General features: G+C 67.8%; 16 protein-coding genes. 10 read left to right on the top strand and 6 right to left on the bottom strand.

All coding sequences use genetic code 11. The annotated features are described in order from the left end of the window. Nucleotides 1–66: 66 nt before the first annotated feature. On the bottom strand, nt 67–1,053 hold the full coding sequence (locus tag AC1DYU_RS09345) for a glycosyltransferase family 2 protein (RefSeq protein ID WP_476791390.1): 987 nt from the start codon (nt 1,051–1,053) through the stop codon (nt 67–69). Nucleotides 1,054–1,253: 200 nt separating this feature from the next. Between AC1DYU_RS09345 and AC1DYU_RS09340 the strand changes: the two genes are divergently transcribed. Both AC1DYU_RS09340 and AC1DYU_RS09335 read left to right on the top strand, forming a co-directional pair. Continuing rightward, nucleotides 1,254–2,081, top strand: a complete 828-nt coding sequence (locus tag AC1DYU_RS09340) for a ChbG/HpnK family deacetylase (RefSeq protein ID WP_476791389.1) — start codon at nt 1,254–1,256, stop codon at nt 2,079–2,081. A gap of 109 nt (nt 2,082–2,190) precedes the next feature. Further along, nucleotides 2,191–3,885, top strand: coding sequence for a HAMP domain-containing methyl-accepting chemotaxis protein (locus AC1DYU_RS09335; protein WP_158483803.1), 1,695 nt, complete (start codon nt 2,191–2,193; stop codon nt 3,883–3,885). A gap of 234 nt (nt 3,886–4,119) precedes the next feature. Here the strand turns inward: AC1DYU_RS09335 and AC1DYU_RS09330 are convergent, their stop codons facing one another. Continuing rightward, on the bottom strand, nt 4,120–4,719 hold the full coding sequence (locus AC1DYU_RS09330) for a superoxide dismutase (RefSeq protein WP_476791388.1): 600 nt from the start codon (nt 4,717–4,719) through the stop codon (nt 4,120–4,122). A 351-nt stretch (nt 4,720–5,070) separates the two neighbouring features. Between AC1DYU_RS09330 and AC1DYU_RS09325 the strand changes: the two genes are divergently transcribed. Next, entirely contained in the window at nt 5,071–6,699 is a 1,629-nt protein-coding gene (locus AC1DYU_RS09325; RefSeq protein WP_476791387.1) for a DNA polymerase III subunit gamma/tau domain-containing protein, read from the top strand. Here AC1DYU_RS09325 and AC1DYU_RS09320 read toward each other — a convergent pair whose 3' ends face one another. Next, nucleotides 6,700–8,874 carry a S9 family peptidase gene (locus tag AC1DYU_RS09320; protein ID WP_476791386.1) on the bottom strand — a complete coding sequence of 725 codons (2,175 nt, stop codon included), beginning with the start codon at nt 8,872–8,874 and terminating at the stop codon, nt 6,700–6,702. A gap of 392 nt (nt 8,875–9,266) precedes the next feature. On the opposite strand from AC1DYU_RS09320, the gene AC1DYU_RS09315 reads away from it, so the two are divergent. The 3 genes from AC1DYU_RS09315 to AC1DYU_RS09305 all read left to right on the top strand — a co-directional run bounded on the left by AC1DYU_RS09315 (nt 9,267) and on the right by AC1DYU_RS09305 (nt 11,117). Further along, a complete protein-coding gene (locus tag AC1DYU_RS09315) occupies nt 9,267–9,683 on the top strand; it encodes a Ros/MucR family transcriptional regulator (protein ID WP_158483800.1) in 417 nt (138 codons plus the stop codon). Nucleotides 9,684–9,924: 241 nt separating this feature from the next. After that, nucleotides 9,925–10,296, top strand: coding sequence for a helix-turn-helix domain-containing protein (locus tag AC1DYU_RS09310; RefSeq protein ID WP_476791385.1), 372 nt, complete (start codon nt 9,925–9,927; stop codon nt 10,294–10,296). After that, nucleotides 10,293–11,117, top strand: coding sequence for a DUF6456 domain-containing protein (locus AC1DYU_RS09305; protein WP_476791384.1), 825 nt, complete (start codon nt 10,293–10,295; stop codon nt 11,115–11,117). The genes AC1DYU_RS09310 and AC1DYU_RS09305 overlap by 4 nt, the downstream gene beginning before the upstream one ends. A 27-nt stretch (nt 11,118–11,144) precedes the next feature. On the opposite strand, the gene AC1DYU_RS09300 is transcribed toward AC1DYU_RS09305, so the two are convergent. Continuing rightward, nucleotides 11,145–11,573: a SufE family protein gene (locus AC1DYU_RS09300; RefSeq protein WP_476791383.1), complete on the bottom strand. Its 429-nt coding sequence runs from the start codon at nt 11,571–11,573 to the stop codon at nt 11,145–11,147. A gap of 124 nt (nt 11,574–11,697) precedes the next feature. After that, on the bottom strand, nt 11,698–11,994 hold the full coding sequence (locus tag AC1DYU_RS09295) for a hypothetical protein (RefSeq protein WP_476791382.1): 297 nt from the start codon (nt 11,992–11,994) through the stop codon (nt 11,698–11,700). A gap of 340 nt (nt 11,995–12,334) precedes the next feature. On the opposite strand from AC1DYU_RS09295, the gene AC1DYU_RS09290 reads away from it, so the two are divergent. Genes AC1DYU_RS09290 through AC1DYU_RS09280 form a run of 3 tightly spaced genes read left to right on the top strand, consistent with a single transcriptional unit; the run spans nt 12,335 to nt 15,082 of the window. Continuing rightward, nucleotides 12,335–14,140 carry a sensor histidine kinase gene (locus AC1DYU_RS09290; RefSeq protein WP_158483796.1) on the top strand — a complete coding sequence of 602 codons (1,806 nt, stop codon included), beginning with the start codon at nt 12,335–12,337 and terminating at the stop codon, nt 14,138–14,140. A gap of 15 nt (nt 14,141–14,155) precedes the next feature. Continuing rightward, nucleotides 14,156–14,737: a hypothetical protein gene (locus AC1DYU_RS09285; RefSeq protein ID WP_158483795.1), complete on the top strand. Its 582-nt coding sequence runs from the start codon at nt 14,156–14,158 to the stop codon at nt 14,735–14,737. A gap of 9 nt (nt 14,738–14,746) precedes the next feature. After that, entirely contained in the window at nt 14,747–15,082 is a 336-nt protein-coding gene (locus AC1DYU_RS09280; RefSeq protein ID WP_158483794.1) for a DUF1491 family protein, read from the top strand. A 24-nt stretch (nt 15,083–15,106) separates the two neighbouring features. Here AC1DYU_RS09280 and AC1DYU_RS09275 read toward each other — a convergent pair whose 3' ends face one another. After that, nucleotides 15,107–16,234: a hypothetical protein gene (locus AC1DYU_RS09275; RefSeq protein WP_476791381.1), complete on the bottom strand. Its 1,128-nt coding sequence runs from the start codon at nt 16,232–16,234 to the stop codon at nt 15,107–15,109. A 377-nt stretch (nt 16,235–16,611) separates the two neighbouring features. On the opposite strand from AC1DYU_RS09275, the gene AC1DYU_RS09270 reads away from it, so the two are divergent. Beyond that, on the top strand, nt 16,612–17,415 hold the full coding sequence (locus AC1DYU_RS09270) for a hypothetical protein (protein ID WP_476791380.1): 804 nt from the start codon (nt 16,612–16,614) through the stop codon (nt 17,413–17,415). Nucleotides 17,416–17,426: the final 11 nt, after the last annotated feature.

The following is a 17,426-nucleotide window of genomic DNA, read 5'->3' as shown; positions in this document are numbered from 1 at the left end:
CGGTGCGTGTCGGCAAGGACCGGCAGCAAACGATGCCGCCTTCATCCCAGATCGGCGCGCTGGCGTCTACCGGATCAGCGGCGGCAGCGCGTCGCCGCGGGGGTGGTCGACGGTGCGGGCGTCGAAGCCGACGCGCTCGCCGATCAGATAGAGCGGCCGGCGCTTCACCTCGGCGAAGATACGCCCGACATATTCGCCGATCATGCCCAGCGAGACGAGCTGGATGCCCGAGAAGAACATGATCGAGACGATCAGCGATGGGAAGCCGGGCAGGTCGGTGCCGTAGAACAGCGTGCGGATGAGGAAGAACAGCGCCGTCAGGGTCGAGATCAGCGCGATGACGGCCCCGGCCCAGGTCGCGATCTTCAGCGGCACGGTCGAGAAGGACGAGATGCCGTCGAAAGCGAAGGAGAACAGCTTGCGATACCTGAACTTCGTCTCGCCATGCTCGCGCTCGGCGACGTCGAAGGTCACGCCGGTCGAGGGAAAGCCGACCCAGGCATAGAGTCCCTTCGAGAAGCGCGCGCGCTCCGGCAGGGCGCGCAGCGCATCGACGACCTTCCGGTCGAGCAGGCGGAAATCGCCCGCTCCCTCGGGCAGCTCGGTCTCGCCGAAGCTGGCAAAGAGCCTGTAGAACAGCTTGGCGAAGTTGCGCTTCAGCGCGCTCTCACCGTCGCGGTCGGAGCGCTGGCCGTAGATGTTGAGGAAGCCCTCGCGCCATTTGTCCAGGAAGACGAGGATCGTCTCGGGCGGGTGCTGGAGGTCGGCATCCATGATGACGACGGCGTCGCCCGAGGCATGGTCGAGCCCGGCCGCGATCGCGATCTCCTTGCCGAAATTGCGGCTGAACGAGACGGCGCTGATTCGCTTGTCCTGGGCACTCAGCAGCTTGAGAACCGCCAGCGTGCCGTCGCGGCTGCCATCGTCGACGCAGACCAGTTCCCAGGACGAGACCTTGCCATCCAGCACCTGCTTCAGGCGCTCGACCAGCAGCGGCAGGTTCTCGGCCTCGTTGTGCACGGGCACGACGATCGACAGCTCGGGCCGTTTCACGGGCGCAGCCGGAGAGACGGCAACGGATGGGGGCGATATTTCGGACACGAACCTTGACCTCTTGGCGACGCCACGGCGGCACCGGCCAGAAGGCCGGGTCGTCGCGGGTGACGCGCCCCGCACAGAACCGTAAAGCTTGCAAGCTCACAAGCCTGATGGGCCTTTAGCGCATCGCGGCTGAATGGGGGACAACAGACGACATGGCGAGCGGATTTGTTCTCTGCGCTGATGACTTTGCCATGACCGATGGAGTCAGCCGTTCGATCCTGGCGTTGATCGAGGCGGGCAAGCTTTCGGCAGCCGGCGCCATGACGAACCGGCCGCATTGGGCGAGCTTCGCCGGGGACTTCGGCGCGCTCGCGGAAAAGGCCGATCTCGGCTTGCATCTCAACCTGACCTGCGCCGCACCGCTTAGCACGATGCCGCGTCTGGCGCCGGGCGGGGAATTCCCGCAGTTGCGCGATCTCGCACGGGCGGCCGCGACATCGCCCGCGGCGCGCCGCGAGATCGCAGCCGAGATCGGCCGCCAGCTCGACGCCTTTGAGGACAGGCTCGGCCGCGGGCCCGATTTCATCGACGGCCACCAGCATGTCCATGTCCTGCCGGGCGTGCGCCGGAGCCTTCTCGACGCCGTTACGAGCCGCTACGCGGCCGGCAGTGTCTATCTGCGGGACCCGGCCGATTCGGCCGCGGCGATCCGCGAGCGCGGCGTCGCGGTCGGCAAGGCGCTGACGATCGCCGCACTGGCGCTGGGCTTCCGGGGCGCGGCCCTGCGGCGCGGCATTCCCGTCAACAGCGGCTTTTCTGGCGTCGCACCCTTCGACCCGGCGCGCGACTTCGGCGCCGATCTCGCCCGCTTCCTGTTGCGGCCCGGGCCGGCTCATCTCGTCATGTGCCATCCCGGCTTCGTCGATGACGAACTCGCGCGGCTCGACCCGGTCATCGCCACGCGCCCGATCGAGCATGCGGCGCTGGCTGCTTTCGAGCCTGCGGAGCTGGCGATGGTTCGCTTCTCGCAACTGCGCTGACCCGCCGGCTACGCAATCGATTGTTTACCAAACTCTGGCAGCTTCGCTGTCGAGGTTCGTCCGCGACGACAGTCGCTGATCGGAGCCAAGTTCGGGGATACTCAGCGCAATGACGTGGTTCAAGCGGGCGGCCAGGACGGAGACCGCTGCGCAGGCACTTCCCGCGGAGCGCAGATCGGGCCGTTCCCTCAGCAGTCGGATCGCGGCTGCGGCGGTCGCCATCGTTGCGCTGGCGATCATGCTCGTGGTGATCGCGGCGGCGCGCTACAACGATTCCAAGACGCGTGACGACCTCGAGCAGAAGATGACGGCCCTGACGCTGATGGTCGTCAATGCGGCGCCATCGCTCATCCTGTCGCGCGACACCAACACGCTGGGCTATATTCTCGACTCGCTCCGGCGCGATCCCGATTTCGAAGCCGGCTTCGTCGCCGATGATCTTGCGGCCCTGGCGAGCGCGGGGCGGACCGAGGCTGCCCGCCTTGCGCTGACGCCCCGCACGGTGGAGGCCAGGCTCGGTCGCGATCCCTGGGACGTGCTGAAGGACGTGGCTTCGACCGAGATCGAAGACGACACCTTCGTGGTCAAGCTCCATGTCGTCAGGGTCGGCGGCCATCAGAAGCAGATCGGCTATATCGCGCTGCGCTTCGACAAGACCCGCCTGCTCGCGCGTGCCGGCTTTGAACAGGTCGCCACCATCGCCTTTGGCGTGCTGATCCTGCTGATCCTCGGGCCGCTGCTCTGGTTCTCGCTGTCGCGGACGATGAAGCCGCTGAAGAGCATGACGCAGGCGATCGTCAGCATATCCGACGGCAAGCTCGATACGCCGATCGACGCGCTGGCACGCCGCGACGAGATCGGCGCCATCGCCCATGCGCTCGGCATCCTCAAGCTGCGTCTGGCCGAGCGTGCGGCGCTGCAGGAGAAGCAGCACGTCACCGAGGCCGAGCGCCGCCAGCACCAGCAGGGCGTCGACGAGGCGATCGGTCTCTTCCGTGGTGAAGTCGGTGTTGCGCTCGAGGCCTTCAAGAGCAACGCCGACCGCATGAGCGAAGCCTCCGACGGGCTTGCCCGGGTGGCCGCCGAATCGTCGGGCCGTGCCGCGCGTGCCGCTCAGAACGCCCATGGCGCCTCCGGCAATGTCGAGAGCGCGGCGCAAGCCGCCGAGGAGATGGGTGCTGCCATCCGCGAGGTCGAGTTCCAGATCCGGCGCGTCCGCACCGAGATCGTCGAGGCGGCCTCGATCTCCCGGGATACCGCGACCTCCGTGCGCGCGCTGGACGAGACGGCGCGCGCCATCGGCGAGGTCGTCAACCTGATCCGCGACATCGCCGCCCAGACCAACCTGCTCGCGCTCAACGCCACCATCGAGGCGGCTCGCGCCGGCGAAGCGGGCCGTGGCTTTGCCGTCGTCGCCTCCGAGGTCAAGAGCCTGGCCTCGCAGACCGCCGATGCGACGGACCGCATCGTCGCCCAGGTCAGCGCGATCCAGGGCGCAACCGGCGAGGTCGTCGGCTCGATCCAGAATATCGCCGAACGCATGAGCGCGATCGAGAACTTCGCCAACTCCGTCGCGGTCTCGATCGAGCAGCAGGCCATCGCCACCGGCGAGATCGCCAGCGGCGTGGCGATGGCGAGTTCCTCGGCCCTCTCGGTGTCGAGCGATCTCAGCGTGCTCGCCGACTCCGTCGAGGAGACCGGGCGCTCGGCGGAAGAGGTGCGCGGCGCGGCCGGCGAGGTCGCGGCCCAGGCGCTGCGCCTGCGCTCGACGGTGGATCAGTTCCTCCACAGCGTCGCCGCTTGAGACCTTTCTACGCCCACCACACTGGGCGTCATCCCGGACGCAGCGAAGCGGAGATCCGGGATCCATGCCGGAGCGTCGATCGGAGAGGTTCCGGAATGGATCCCGGGTCTCCCTGAGGTCGCCCGGGATGACGGCGCGGTTGCTTGGGAGAGCCGGACGCCGCACGCGCTATGGCAGTTTCCCACAAAAAACGGGGCCGCGAGGCCCCGTTTTCGTTTGTCCGGTCGTTCAGGCTCAGGCCTTGGCGCCGTCATACATCTCGGCGACGTAGTCCCAGTTTACCAGGCTCTCGAGGAAGGCCTTGAGATAGTCGGGACGGCGGTTGCGGTAGTCGATGTAGTAGGAGTGCTCCCAGACGTCGCAGCCGAGGATCGGGCTGGCGCCGTTGACCAGCGGGCTCTCGCCATTGGGGGTCTTGGAGACGGCGAGCTTGCCGCCCTTGACCTCGAGCCAGGCCCAGCCCGAGCCGAACTGGCCGACGCCGGCCGCGACGAAGTCTTCCTTGAATTTCTCGACCGAGCCGAAGGAATCGACGAGCGCCTTCTCCAGAACGCCGGGAATCTTGCCGCCGCCATTGGGCTTCATCCACTTCCAGAAGTGGAGGTGGTTGTAGTGCTGGCCGGCGTTGTTGAACACGGCCGGGTTCTTGCCGTGCGAGGCCTTGACGGTCTCCTCGAGCGACTTGCCCTCGAATTCCGTGCCCTTGATCGCGTTGTTGCCGTTGGTCACATAGGCGAGGTGGTGCTTGTCATGGTGAAACTCGAGCGTTTCCTTCGACATGAAGGGCTGGAGCGCATCATGGGCGTAAGGCAGGTCGGGAAGGGTGAAGGTCATGGGGCCTCTCCTTGGGCTGGCAAAAATCGCGTGAACTGAGAATGGCGTTCTGAACTGAGAATGGCTTGCCGCTGGACGGCCCGGGCCGGTTGGTTGCCGCTGGGGCGCCCGCCATTCCCGTCGTTAGTTAAGCCTCTGGCGGCTCCCCGGCAACCGCCCATGCCGTCAATAGCGGATGTCGTTGCGACGAGTCTGCCTCAATAACGCCCGATTCCTTTCCGCTATGCGGGAACCCGATTTGAAACTGTCTCTTATTCAATACGTTACAAGATGGGGTGACGGGTGGGCCGATATCGGCCGGCCGGGCGACGTGCCAAGTTTGCTTTCGAGCGTGCTCCCGAGGACTCGACTTTGATCATCGTTTTCATCTTGCTCGGCCTTGGCTTCCTCTGCGGCGGCGTCGCGGCCATTGTCGATGGGCTGCCCTATATGGTGCTCGAGCGCGGCTTCACGCAGGTCATCATCGGCACGGTCGTGGCGGTCGCGGGTGTCCTGATGCTGGCGCTGTCATGGGTGCTCGTCGAGATCAGGCGGCTCAAGCAGACGCTGTCCAATGCCGCAATGGCGATGTCGGTCGCATCGGCCTTCGCAGGCCCGGCGAGCGAGCGCGATCCCGCCTCGCCGCATGCGGAAGTCCGCTCCGACGATTCGGCTGCAGGGGTGCCGCCTGCCGCCCCCGCCGCCGGCATCGGTGCGCTGGCCGGGGCTGGCGCCGTTCTTGCCGCGACGCAGGCCCTGGGTGCGCCTGCGCGTCAGGAGCCTTTGCATCAGGAGCCTGCCGAGGCGTCACAGGAGCCCGCCGACAAGCCGGCCGAGCCCCGTTCCTCTGGTGGCGACACTGCCGAACATGCGGGCGAACAGGCCGGCCTGCGTGCCGATGAGGCGCCTGTGGTGCCCGAGGCCACACGCGAACCCGATGTTGATGCGATTCCCGCCTTTGATCCCTTCCGACCGATCGACCCGCAGGGCGTGCCGGAGTTCGAGGCGCAAACCAGGACATTCGACGCTGGGGTTGAGCCCGTCGGGTCTACCGCCCCGCTGGCCGAAATCGCCTCCATCAGCGAAAGCGAGCGCGACGCGGTCGAACCCGCTGCCGAGGCCTCGACGGAAACCCCTGCCGATGACGGCCCAGCCGTGCCTGCTGCGCCGGGACCGTCCGATATCGACGATCCGTTTGAGCGCGATCTGGTGTCCGCCACCTCGCGCGACGCCGACACCGCGCGCACCGCGCGCGAGACCGACGAGTTCGGCCTGCTGCGCGAGAGCCTGACGGCGTTGCGGCTCGAAGTGGAGCCTGCCGGTGGCCGCATCGAACCCTCGTTCTCCGGAATCGATGGCGGCGGGGCATCCTCGACGGAGGGGGCCGGCCGCAGTCTCGACGACCTCGCCGCAGCCGGGAACTGGATGGAGCCAGCCCTGCAGCGTCGCGCACCATGGTTCGGCGACACGGGTGAAAAGCCACGTGAGGAAGCGCCACACGACGAAAAGCCGGGTGAGGATGTCGCGCAGCCCGAGACCGCTCCTGAGCCGGCCTGGCCGGCGACCTCCTGGCCCGAGCCTGTTTGGCTGGCGCCCGAGCCGGAAGCGCCGCTTTGGCCTCCGCAGACGCGTGAAGCCACTGCCTTCGAGCCCGAGCCCGAGCCAGCTGCTCCGGCGGCAGCCAGCGAGGAGCCCGCCCGCGACGCGGCCGCTTTCGAGGAGGCGCCGCCCTTCGTGCCTGAAATTGCGCCGGCAGAAGCCGACGTACCGGAGTCGGCCGAGCCGGAACCGACCGCCCCGGACGCCGATGGGGCCGAGCCGTCTACCGGCGCCACCTCCGACGAAGGCATCGTCGGCGCCTATCAGGTCGGCGAGGCGCATTTCACCATCTATGCCGACGGCTCGATCCAGGCGCGCACGCCCGATGGCGACTACAGCTTCACCTCGATGGACGAGCTCAAGATCTACCTCGCCAGCGAGAAGAGCCGGCTGGGCGTCTGATCAGCTCGAAGCCGTCTCCGGCCAGCCCTCTCCGACGGCCTGGATCGCGAAGGCATAGGCCAGCGCGGTCTCCTTCAGCGAGTCGAAGCGGCCGGCCGCGCCGCCATGGCCGGCCTCCATGTTGGTGTGCAGCAGGATCGGCCCGCCGCCGGTCATGGTCGCGCGCAGACGCGCTACCCATTTCGCCGGCTCCCAATAGGTCACGCGCGGATCGGTCAGACCGCCCATCGCCAAGATCGGCGGGTAGGCCTGCGCCGTGACGTTGTCATAGGGCGAATAGCTGCGGATGGTGTTGAACGCAGCGATGTCGCGGATCGGGTCGCCCCATTCCGGCCATTCCGGCGGCGTCAGCGGCAAGGTGTCGTCGAGGATGGTGTTCAGCACATCGACGAAGGGCACCTCGGCGATGATCCCGGCGAAGAGCTCGGGCGCCATGTTGGCCACTGCACCCATCAGCATGCCGCCGGCGCTGCCGCCCTCCGCCACGATGCGGCCGCGCGCCGTGAAGCCGGCATCTGCCAGAGCCTCCGCCGCGGCGATGAAGTCGGTGAAGGTGTTGGTCTTCTTGTCGCGCTTGCCGTCGAGATACCAGCGCCTGCCCTTGTCGGTGCCGCCGCGGACATGGGCGATGGCATAGATGAAGCCGCGATCGACCAGGCTGAGCGGCCGAATCCGGAACGAGGCCGACATCGCCGAGCCATAGGAGCCGTAGCCATAGAGCAGGCAGGGCGCCGAGCCATCGAGCGGCGTATCCGCGCGGTGCAGCAGCGAGACCGGGACCTGCGCGCCATCCTTCGCCGTGGCGAAGATGCGGCGCACCCGATAGGCCGCTGGATCATGGCCCGAGGGTACCTCCTGCCGCTTCAGCAGTACGCGCTCAGCCGTCGCCATGTCGTAGTCATAGGTCTCGGCCGGGCGCGCCATGGAGGCGTAGATGAAGCGCAAGGTCGCGGTGTCGAACTCGTAGCCCGCATCCAGTCCCAGCCCATAGGCCTCCTCGTCGAAGGCGATGCTGCTTTCCGCGCCCGTCGCCAGGTCGCGGATGACGATGCGCGGCAGGCCGTCCTCGCGCTCCAACCGGATCAGCCGGCCCTTCAGGCAGACGAGGCTGAGGATCAGCTGGCCCGCCTTGTGCGGAATCAGGTCGCGCCAGTTTGCGGGCGCCGGATCGGCGACCGGTGCGGTCACGATCTTGAAGTCCTCGGCAGCGTCGGCATTGGTCAGGATCAGAAGCTCGTCGCCGTGATGCTCGACCTCGTATTGCCGGCCGACCTCGCGTGCCGCGATCGTGACGGGCTGAGCATCGGGCTGCCAGAGATCGACGACCCGGATTTCGGAGGTTTCATGATCGCTGATCGAGATCAGCAGGAAGCGCCCCGATTGCGTCTTGTCGATGTCGACGAACATGCCGGCATCGGCTTCGTCATGCAGCAGCGCGTCCTGCGCCGGATTGTCGCCCAGGCGATGGCGGAAGACTTTCGAGGGTCGGTGGTCGGCATCGACCCCGACATAGGCGAAGGACAGGCTGTCGGCCGCCCAGACGATGTCGCCCGTCGTATCGGCGATGCTGTCGGCCAGATCGTCGCCGCTGGCGAGGTCGCGGACCCGGATTGTGTGAAGTTCGGAGCCGGCCTCGTCGGCGCTCCAGGCGAGCAGGCGATGATCGGGGCTGTGGGCGGTGTCGCCGAGGTCGAAGAAGTCCTTGCCCTTCGCGAGCGCGTCGGCATCGAGCATGATCTGCTCGCGGCTGTTGCCGCTGCTTGTCTCGGCCGAGGCGGGCTGGCCGGTCCGCGGCCTGCGACAGATCAGCGGGTGTTCGCCACCCTTGCGATAGCGCGAATAGTACAGGAACGGCCCATCCGGCTGCGGCACACTGGCATCGTCTTCCTTGATCCGGCCGCGCATCTCCTTGACGAGGTCGCGCTGCAGGCTCCGCGTCGGCGTCATCAGCGCCTTCGAATAGGCGTTCTCGGCCTCGAGATAGGCGCGGATGTCCGCGGGCAGCGCCTCGGGCTCGCGCAGAACCTCCTTCCAGTTCGGCGCACGCAGCCAGTCATAATCGTCGCGCAGCTCGACACCATGGACGGTGGTGACCTTGGTGCGGATCTCGGCGCGCGGCGGGGAGGCCTTGCGCCGTCGGGGCGTCGCTGCGCCGGAAACCATGTTTGAGCGCATCGCGACGTCTCCACCATCCGTTGGCTCAGACAGGTAGAGAGCAGAGCCCGGTGTGGCAAGAAGCTCAGCCTGGCAAGAAGCTCGGCGTGGCAAGACGCTCAGGGTGGCAAGACGCGCGACATGCAGGCAGATGCAGGCTTGTGCGGATTTCAGTTACCATGATCATCTGGACGTCATCGCAATATTTCGTTGTGATAATCGTATTCGCGCCCGCACTACGTCTTGCAGCGTCGTAGCGCATCGACTAAACGGTCTCCATCGACCCATTGCGGGTGAGTCTGAGTCGATTGTGCTTTGTCCTCTTGGTCAGGACCACACAAGGCACCGATGCATGATGATGAGGTCGGTGATCGAAGATTCTGAAAAGAGACATCTCAAGGAGAGGCGCCATCATGGCTGATATTGACGGCTCGGATTTCATCGAACTGACTGCGGATATTGTGTCCGCTTATGTCTCGAATAATTCTGTTCCCGCGTCCGACTTGCCTGCGCTGATCGCCGATGTGCATGCCGCATTGGGCCGCGTCGTCGGTGGTGTCGCTCCGGTCGTGCCGGTCGAGGCGCCCAAGCCCGCCATTCCGGTGAAGAAGTCGATCACGGCCGACTATCTGATCTGTCTCGAGGACGGCAAGAAGTTCAAGTCGCTCAAGCGTCACCTGCGCACGCAGTACAACATGTCGCCTGAGCAGTACCGCGAGAAGTGGGGCCTGCCGCCGGACTATCCGATGGTTGCGCCCAACTATGCCGAGGCGCGCTCGCAGCTCGCCAAGAAGATGGGCCTGGGCCAGCAGCGCCGCAAGCGCCGTTGAGCCGACGCCTCAGGGCGGATCGGGACGAATTCGAAAGGCCGCTGGCATTCCGGCGGCCTTTTTCATGCCGATGCATAACCGCCCCACGTCGTTGGAGCACCGCTTTGGGGGAATCGGGCTCCTGCCATGATCTGGCGGGGATAAAGCGATGGCGCCGTACGGCTGCCTTGATATAGGAATATTTTCATGCATCCTAGATGCCGACACCGCCGAACTCGGCGACAGGCAATAGGAACATATCATGAACATGCTCGAGCCGGAAACGATCGACCCTGTCCGCCATGCGGCGCTGGCGCGGCTCGCCGAAGTGGCCGTGGCGGCGGTCACGCGGGTGCCGGCCGCGAAGCTGCGCCACCCGCGGCGTGGCCGGAGGCCGATCGCGCTGGCGCGGCAGACGGCAATGTATCTCGCCCATGTCGCCTTCGGACTGACCTTCACCCGCGTCGGCATCTGCTTCGGGCGCGACCGGACGACCGTTCGTCATGCCTGCGCCCTGATCGAGGATCGCCGCGACGATCCGGCGCTGGAGTTCGCCCTGTCGGCGCTGGAGGCCGGCTTGCTTGCATTGTCGAGATCGCTGGCTGCCGCGACCCGGCCGCAGGTCCAGTCATGAGCCGGGCAGGGGAGAAGCACGGCGAGACCGGCGCCGCGGTTCGCCGATTGCTGCATCATCTCGCCCAGCCGGGGGCTTTTGGCTGCATCTCGCCGCTCGGTTGCGGGCGGATCGCACTCTACCGGAGCACCAATGGCACCAGTCTCGGCGCCGGCTACGTGCCGTCCGAGGCGGCGGAAGCCCTCCTTGCCGACGGACGCGCGATCTGGGCTGGCGAGGGCAGCGCCCGGCGCCTGCTCGCCGCCGAGCCCTCGGGCGGCGCCGCACGGGTGCTCGCGGAGGCTGTCGTCCATATCGACGGCCACGAGCAGACGGTGATGCTGGATGAGCGCGAAAGTCCGTTGCTCTGGCTGCATTGCCGGCCAGGCAAGGACGGTAAGGCGCAGATCTCGGCCGAGGAGTTCGCCGCCGGCGAGCGCTTCCGCGCCGATCTGACGTTCGCCCAGATGATGCCGCGCACGACGATGAACTGGGACGCCTCGCTCGCGCCGGGCACGCGCGGATCCGGCGCCGGCGACCCGGCATGCGCGTCGGATGTGGCCCTTGCCGCCCGCCAGCGCGTCAGTACGGCTTGCGATCGGCTCGGGCCGGACCTGTCGGGCCTCGCCATCGATGTCTGCGGCTTCCTCAAGGGGCTCGATCGCGTCGAACGCGAGCGCGGCTGGCCGGCGCGCTCGGCCAAGGTCGTGCTGCGCCTGGCGCTCAAGGCACTGGCCGCGCATTACGGCATCGCGCCGCCGCCTCGCGGTCCATCGCGCGCAAATTCGGTCTGGCATGGCGAGAATGCCCGTCCGCATCTGATGCCGGAACGCGCCCCCTGAGGCGGCGGGGACGACCGGGGTCCGGACTTAAGCTGCGGTCGCGGCGCGCGCGTCGGATTTGATGCGCTCGATCATCGAGCGCACGCCGTTGGAGCGTTGCGGCGTGAGATGGGCGGCGAGCCCGAGCTTCTCATAGATCGCGAAGGCGTCCGTCGCCAGAATCTCGGAAGCGGTGCGCCCGGAATAGATCGCCAGCGCCAGCGCGACCAGCCCGCGCACGATATGGGCGTCGCTGTCGCCCCGAAAATGCAGCTGCGTCTCCGGGCCCGGCCCGCCTTCGAGGCGCCCTTCCAGCCAGACCTGGCTGGCGCAGCCGCGGACCTTGTTGACGTCGTTATGGGCGTCCTCCGGCAGCGGCTCGAGGCCCTTGCCGAGTTCGATCAGATAGCGATAGCGGTCGTCCCACTCGTCGAGCAGGTCGAAATTGGCGATGATCTCGTCGAGTGTCGCGCTCATGTCCCGTCCGCTGCCGGCAGCCTTGCGGCAGGCCGGCTCCCGCTCTGTCAGGCTTCAGGCCAGCGTCTTCGGCGCGTCCGACGGCGCCGTCAAGCGCGGGGCAGGGGTGCAGGCCTGTGATGTGTCAGCGCGTCGCTGTCGTGGGCCCGCGTTCGCGCGTCTCGCTCTTGCCGCCCAGACTGGCCGCCGTCAGCGCCATGACGCGCTGGCGCGTCTCGGGGTCGAGGCCGGCCAGGATCTGGGCCGCTTCGCGCGCCGCGGTAATGCTCGACATCGCGCTGTGCGGATCGATCTGCACTGCTGCCCTGGCGACGTTGCGAACCGTCGCGACGGTGCCGCCCGCATCCGATCTCTCACCATGCACAGGCGAGTTCAGCGCGATCACGCCGATCACTGCCAGGCTCCGCAGGATATACGCCATGCCGGTCCCCGTTGTCTCGAAGCTGACGCGGCTGGCGCCTCGCTTCGGAAAACGACCCTAGACCGCGATCCGGAAAAATCGCGTCATTCCAGACGGTCAAATGCGATTCAAAGGCGCTGGCCGATCTTCAGCTTCCGTTCACCCTGCTGGCAACATCGAGGTCTGACGGGGATGCTCTCCAAAGCAACCGCTAAGAGGCTGATTTATTGTCATAAAATTGAAAACGAAGCGGTCTCGGTGCCGATTTGCCGGCCGCAGCCTTAAGCCCCGCTTAAACCGGGCAGGGCGAGATTGCCGGCAAGCGGGCACACGGTCCGCGCAGCTAGGCGTTGCGTTGCTCATGAAGATGCAGGCGGTCAGGACACAGGTGGCGGCGATGGTGCACGCATCCGTGCTGCCCAATTCGCTCGAGCGCATGCGCCATGAGCGCTTCATCCTGACGCGCCTGCTGGTCGGCGCGGTCGCGCTCGGGCTCGCTCCGGCCTATCTCGCCTGGCGCGGGTCCCTCGGCGCGCTTGAGGCCGCGGTGATCGTGGCAGCCGCCCTGCCGCCGCTTGCTGCGGTCGTTTTGTCCCGCACCGGCCGCCTCGACATCGCCCATTGCATGTCGGCGGCGGCTCTCGCACTGTTTATCGGCGCCGTTTCCGGCATGACAGGCGGCTCCGCCTCGCCCTTGCTGCTCTGGCTCGCCGCCGTGCCGGCCGAAGCGATGTTCTTCGGCTCGCGGCATTATGTGGCGCGCGCCAGCGCGATCGCGGCGACCGCGCTCGCAGGCGTCATGCTGCTCGATCATCTCGATATCTTCGCCGGTCAGGCGTCCTGGGCCAATGGCATGATGCCGACCCTGGTCATGGTCGCGATCCTGCAGGCCATGGTCGTGGCTATCGGCTTCCTGCGGCGTCGCCGCGAGGAACTGCGCGAGCATCGCGCCTCCGACCAGCGTGCCCAGCTCCTGCTCGACCATGTCGGCGATCTCGTCACCTGGCACGATGCCAGCGGCGCCGTGGTCTTCGCCAATGATGCCGCCCGCTCGCTGGCCGGTGCCGAGCCGCGCGAACTGCATGGGCGCGGCCTGTTCGATCGGGTTCACGTCGCCGACCGACCGCTCTTCCTAAAGGCTCTGAGCGACGCCGCCCATGGTGCCGGCTCCGCGACCGCCTGCTTTCGCACCCTCTTCGTTCCGCCCGGTGATCAAGAGCAGCCGCACCCCGTCTCGCTCTGGCTGGAGATGAAGGCGCACCGGATCGAGACCGCCGGCCCCGGCGACAGCGCCGCCGTCGTCTGCGTGATGCGCGACATCACCGCCCGCCGGGCCTTGGAAGACGAGCGCGCCCGCGGCCATGCCGAGGCGGTGAAGGCTAGCGACGTCAAGGGCCGCTTCCTGGCAACCGTCAGCCATGAACTGCGCACCCCGCTGAACGCGATCATCGGTTTCTCCGAGATGCTCACCACGGACGGCCAGCTCAAGCTCGACGCCGAGAAGCGGCTCGAATACGCCCAGATCATCCACAGCTCGGGCCATCATCTGCTCGACGTCGTCAACACGTTGCTCGACATCTCCAAGATCGAGAGCGGCACCATGACGATCGAGCAGGAGCCGCTCGATCTCGCCGAGATGACCCGCGATTGCTGCGCGCTGATGGCGCTGCGGGCGCAGGCCGGGGAGATCGCGGTCGAGCGCGTCGTCGGGCCGGATATGCCCCCCCTGCTGGGCGACCGCCGCGCGCTGAAGCAGGTCATGATCAACCTGCTCTCCAATGCCATCAAGTTCACGCCGGCCGGCGGCCGCGTCGTGCTCGCCGTCGTGCGCGACGGCGACATGGTCGACCTGTCGGTCGCCGACACCGGCATCGGCATTTCCGCCAACGACCTGCCGCGCCTGGGCGACCCCTTTTTCCAGGCCAAGGGCTCCTATGACCGCGCCTATGAGGGGACGGGCCTCGGCCTCTCCGTCGTGCGCGGCCTCGTCGGGCTGCATGGCGGGCGCCTGACCATCGAGAGCGCGCCGGGTGTCGGAACGCGCGTCGCCGTCAGGCTGCCGCTCGGCGGGGTCGAGGATGCGTCCCAGCCCGTCAGCATCGCGACCTTCGCCCGCGCCCCGCGTCGGGGTTTCGAAACCAAAGCGCCTTTTCGTCTGACCGCCTGAGTACGAGCGAGCCCCATGTCCGCCACAATCGCCGCCCGCGCCCATTCCAGTGCCTCGCTCTCCGCCCCGGTCAGGCGCGCGGCTCTGCAGCCACGCCGCAAGACGAACTGGTTCGGCCGGATCGCCCGGCTGGCGGCGCGTCGACCTGGCCGCGCCTTCGTGCTGGTGGTCTTCGCCGGCATCTCCGCCGCGATCCTCGCCAATGCGCTGATCTTCCAGAAGGCGCGCCATCCCGCGCCGATGATCTCCGCCCCGTCGCAGACACCGCCCGCCCGCAATGCCGAGCGTCGCGCCGAGCAGCCCGTCACCGCGTCCGCCGCCTCGGGCACGGCGACTTCGGCCCCGCTGCCGCCGACTCGCCCCAACGACTTCTCGCAGCAGCCCCGCGACGCCGTGGTGCGCCCGCCGGCAGCCGTGACCAATGTGCCGCGCACGGCTGCCGCACCCGCCTCCGCGCCGGCCCCAGCCGCGCGCGCCGCGGCCCCGCGCGATCCGATCGCCGACCTGATCAACGGCGCCGACATCCGTCCGCCGGCCGAGGTTCGCGGCGTCGCCCAGGCGAAATCCGCCTCGCCGCGCCGCAGCGCGGAAAACTGAAACCGCGCGATGGCGCGTCTCACCAGCGAGTTCTGGGTGTCCGCCTATCTCAGGCAGGCCGCGCATGACGGGTTCGTCGCCGTGCTGAGACGGCGCGGCGCTGCCGAGGCCGGCGCGATCTTCGTCAAGCTCGACCGGCTCGACGGCACGGCGGCGCTTTACGGGCCCGCGCCGCAATCTATGGCGCAGGATGACGGCGTGCGCCGCTTCCAGCTCATTCTCGACAGCGATCCCGGCAGCGTCGAGGAGCGCGTCGAACGCGAGCGGCGCTTCGATTCCGACCTCTGGCTCGTCGAGATCGAGAACCGGCAGGGCGACCCAAGGCTCGATCTCATAGCGGAATAGGGCGTACTCGCCCTTGCGTCGCGATCAGCCCTGCTCGCGCCTCACGCCCAGCTTGCGCAGAATATCGGCTGTTGCGCTTTCCGGGCGTGCCGGGCCGATCCGCGCGGGCGTGCCGCTCGGATCCATCGCCGGCTGATACTGACCCTTGCGCGTCGCTGCCGGCATCGGCGTACCGCTGACCTGCATCACCAGCCGCAGCGCCACCGTGGGTCGCACCGAGCGCATCAGGGCGACCACGGCGAAGATCCGCTCGACCGAATGAGCCGCCTCGTCGCCGAGCCTGATCAGGAAGCGCGTCGCATCCTCGACGCTCGCGCCGGCCGCGGTCAGGGAAAGTGCGGCGAGGTCGCGCGAGTGGTCGGCCGCGATCGCGCGGGCGAGGGCCGGCCCGCCGCCAAGATGGCTCGCGAGAGCGCCGAAAGCCCCGTTCTGATCGTCCGCCGCCATTGCAAGCCAACCCATGAAGGCGTCGTGGGAGACCGGCTGGCGGCGCTCGGAGGGGCTGAGCGAGTCCTGCGCCGCCAGCGAATCGAGCATGGCGCGGCGCCGGTCGAGCCCTGCAAACAGGAAGAGCGGCGCCAGTTCGGCGCTGGAGATGTCGCGGCGGGCCAGCAGCGGATGGGCGTAACCGGCATCCTCGCGCGAGCGGGCGAGCAGCAGGTCGAGCGCGGTGCGGGGCAGGTTGATGGCGGTGTTGGCCATCAGAGCAAAGTCGATCGTCCGGTCGCCGCGCTCGGCCAGCATCAGAGTCGCGGTGGCGGTGAGATCGGCCCGCTCCCCCAGCGCGCCGGCCAGTGCCGAATCGTCATGGCCGGCGAGCGCTTCGAACTCGATCGGGTGCAGCGGCATGCCATGCCGCACCAACGCCACGAGTACGTCGCCGCCGCGCGCCCGCAACGCCTCAAGTACCGAAGGCGGCGCGTGGCGCCAGCCCGCGACCTTGCGGGCAAGAATGACGGCGGTTGCCTCGTCGACGCCGGGAACCAGCGCTGTCGCCATCTCGCCGAAGAGTGCCAAGTCGTCAGGCGCCGGATGTGGCGTCGACATCAGGAGGTCGGCCTTCACCCGCAGCGAGACCTGGCTGAGATCGAGCCCGCCATCGCGCGCAAGACGGGCGAGATGGGCGAGTTCGGCGGAGATTCGCGACGGCATGGGACACTCGGCTGTGATTCTTGGCGCCGGCCAAGAGTAATCCCCGAGGCTTTAAGGGAGCGTTAACCATGTCGGGGCCTGATGCTGATCGGAAGAGCGATCTCCCGCGACCCAAACCCAGGCGCCAAGACACGGAGGCGCATCATGGCCGTCGTCATCCCTCTTGCGCCACATCGGCGGGCGCAACCATCCGAAGCTTCGGCCGCCTCGCGGCAGGAGCCGGCAACGATACTGTTCTTCACCGGCGTTCGCTACGAGCGGCAGGCCGAACCCGCAACAGCCGAGCCGGCGGTGCGACGCAGGCCGCGCGCCCTGGCGGCGACGCCGGCCAGCGGTCCCAAGCGGCCGAAGAAGGCGACAAACGCCAGGCAGCCGGCGTGACGTTCGAAGCTGCCGATGGCCCACGCACCGCGCTCTGGCGGAGCGGCCGGCTGGCCGTGTTGCTGATCGGCCTATCGATTGGTGCCTGCGCCGGCCCCGGAGATCTCGGCCGTCCCCGGCCTGATGTCTTCAGCCAGTTGGTCGCGCCCCAGGTCGGCTTCTGGTCGGCGACGGCCCGCGGCGAGGCCGCCTCGCATTTCCGCATGACCGATGACGAAGAACAGCTGCGCGACCGCGCCTGGCGCTTCATCATGCCCGGCCATGAGCGCAGCACTTTCCAGGGCCGCGTCTCCGACCTAGCCCATTCCCGGATTCTGCCCGTACAGGTGCAGTCGAGCGCCGCATCGGACTACTTCAACGCGCTGACCTCGGGCTCCTTCGCCTCGCAGGTCTCGCGCTATTCACGCTTGGCCGAGGACGCCAATGCCGACCGCCTGCTGATCGGGCCGTTCCGCGCCAATGCGATGCGGGTGGTCTCGGCCGACAGGGTGCGGATGCGCACGGCCGAGGGCTCGCCCCATGTCGCGCCGGGGCAGATCGATCCGGCCTATGCGCGCGTCGTCGAGAATGAGGGCCTGATCCTCTGGGTCTGCGAGCGCGTCGGCTTCCGGCTCGAGAGCTACCGCTACGCGCTCGCCAATCTCGTCGTCGAAATGCCGTCGCGCGAGGCGATCCGCGCCGAACGTGCCATCATGGCGTTCGAGGCCGAGGCCGGGCCGCTCTGCAAAATGCCACTGATCGGCGTCTTCGGGGATCGCGGGGGCGAGGGCGCCAAGCCTCCGGTCGTCTACAAGGGCTGACGGTTCGGACG

The sequence above is a fragment of the Allobosea sp. P2_B12 genome (genome assembly GCF_056404835.1).
This window is presented reverse-complemented; position numbering and strand designations above follow the sequence as displayed.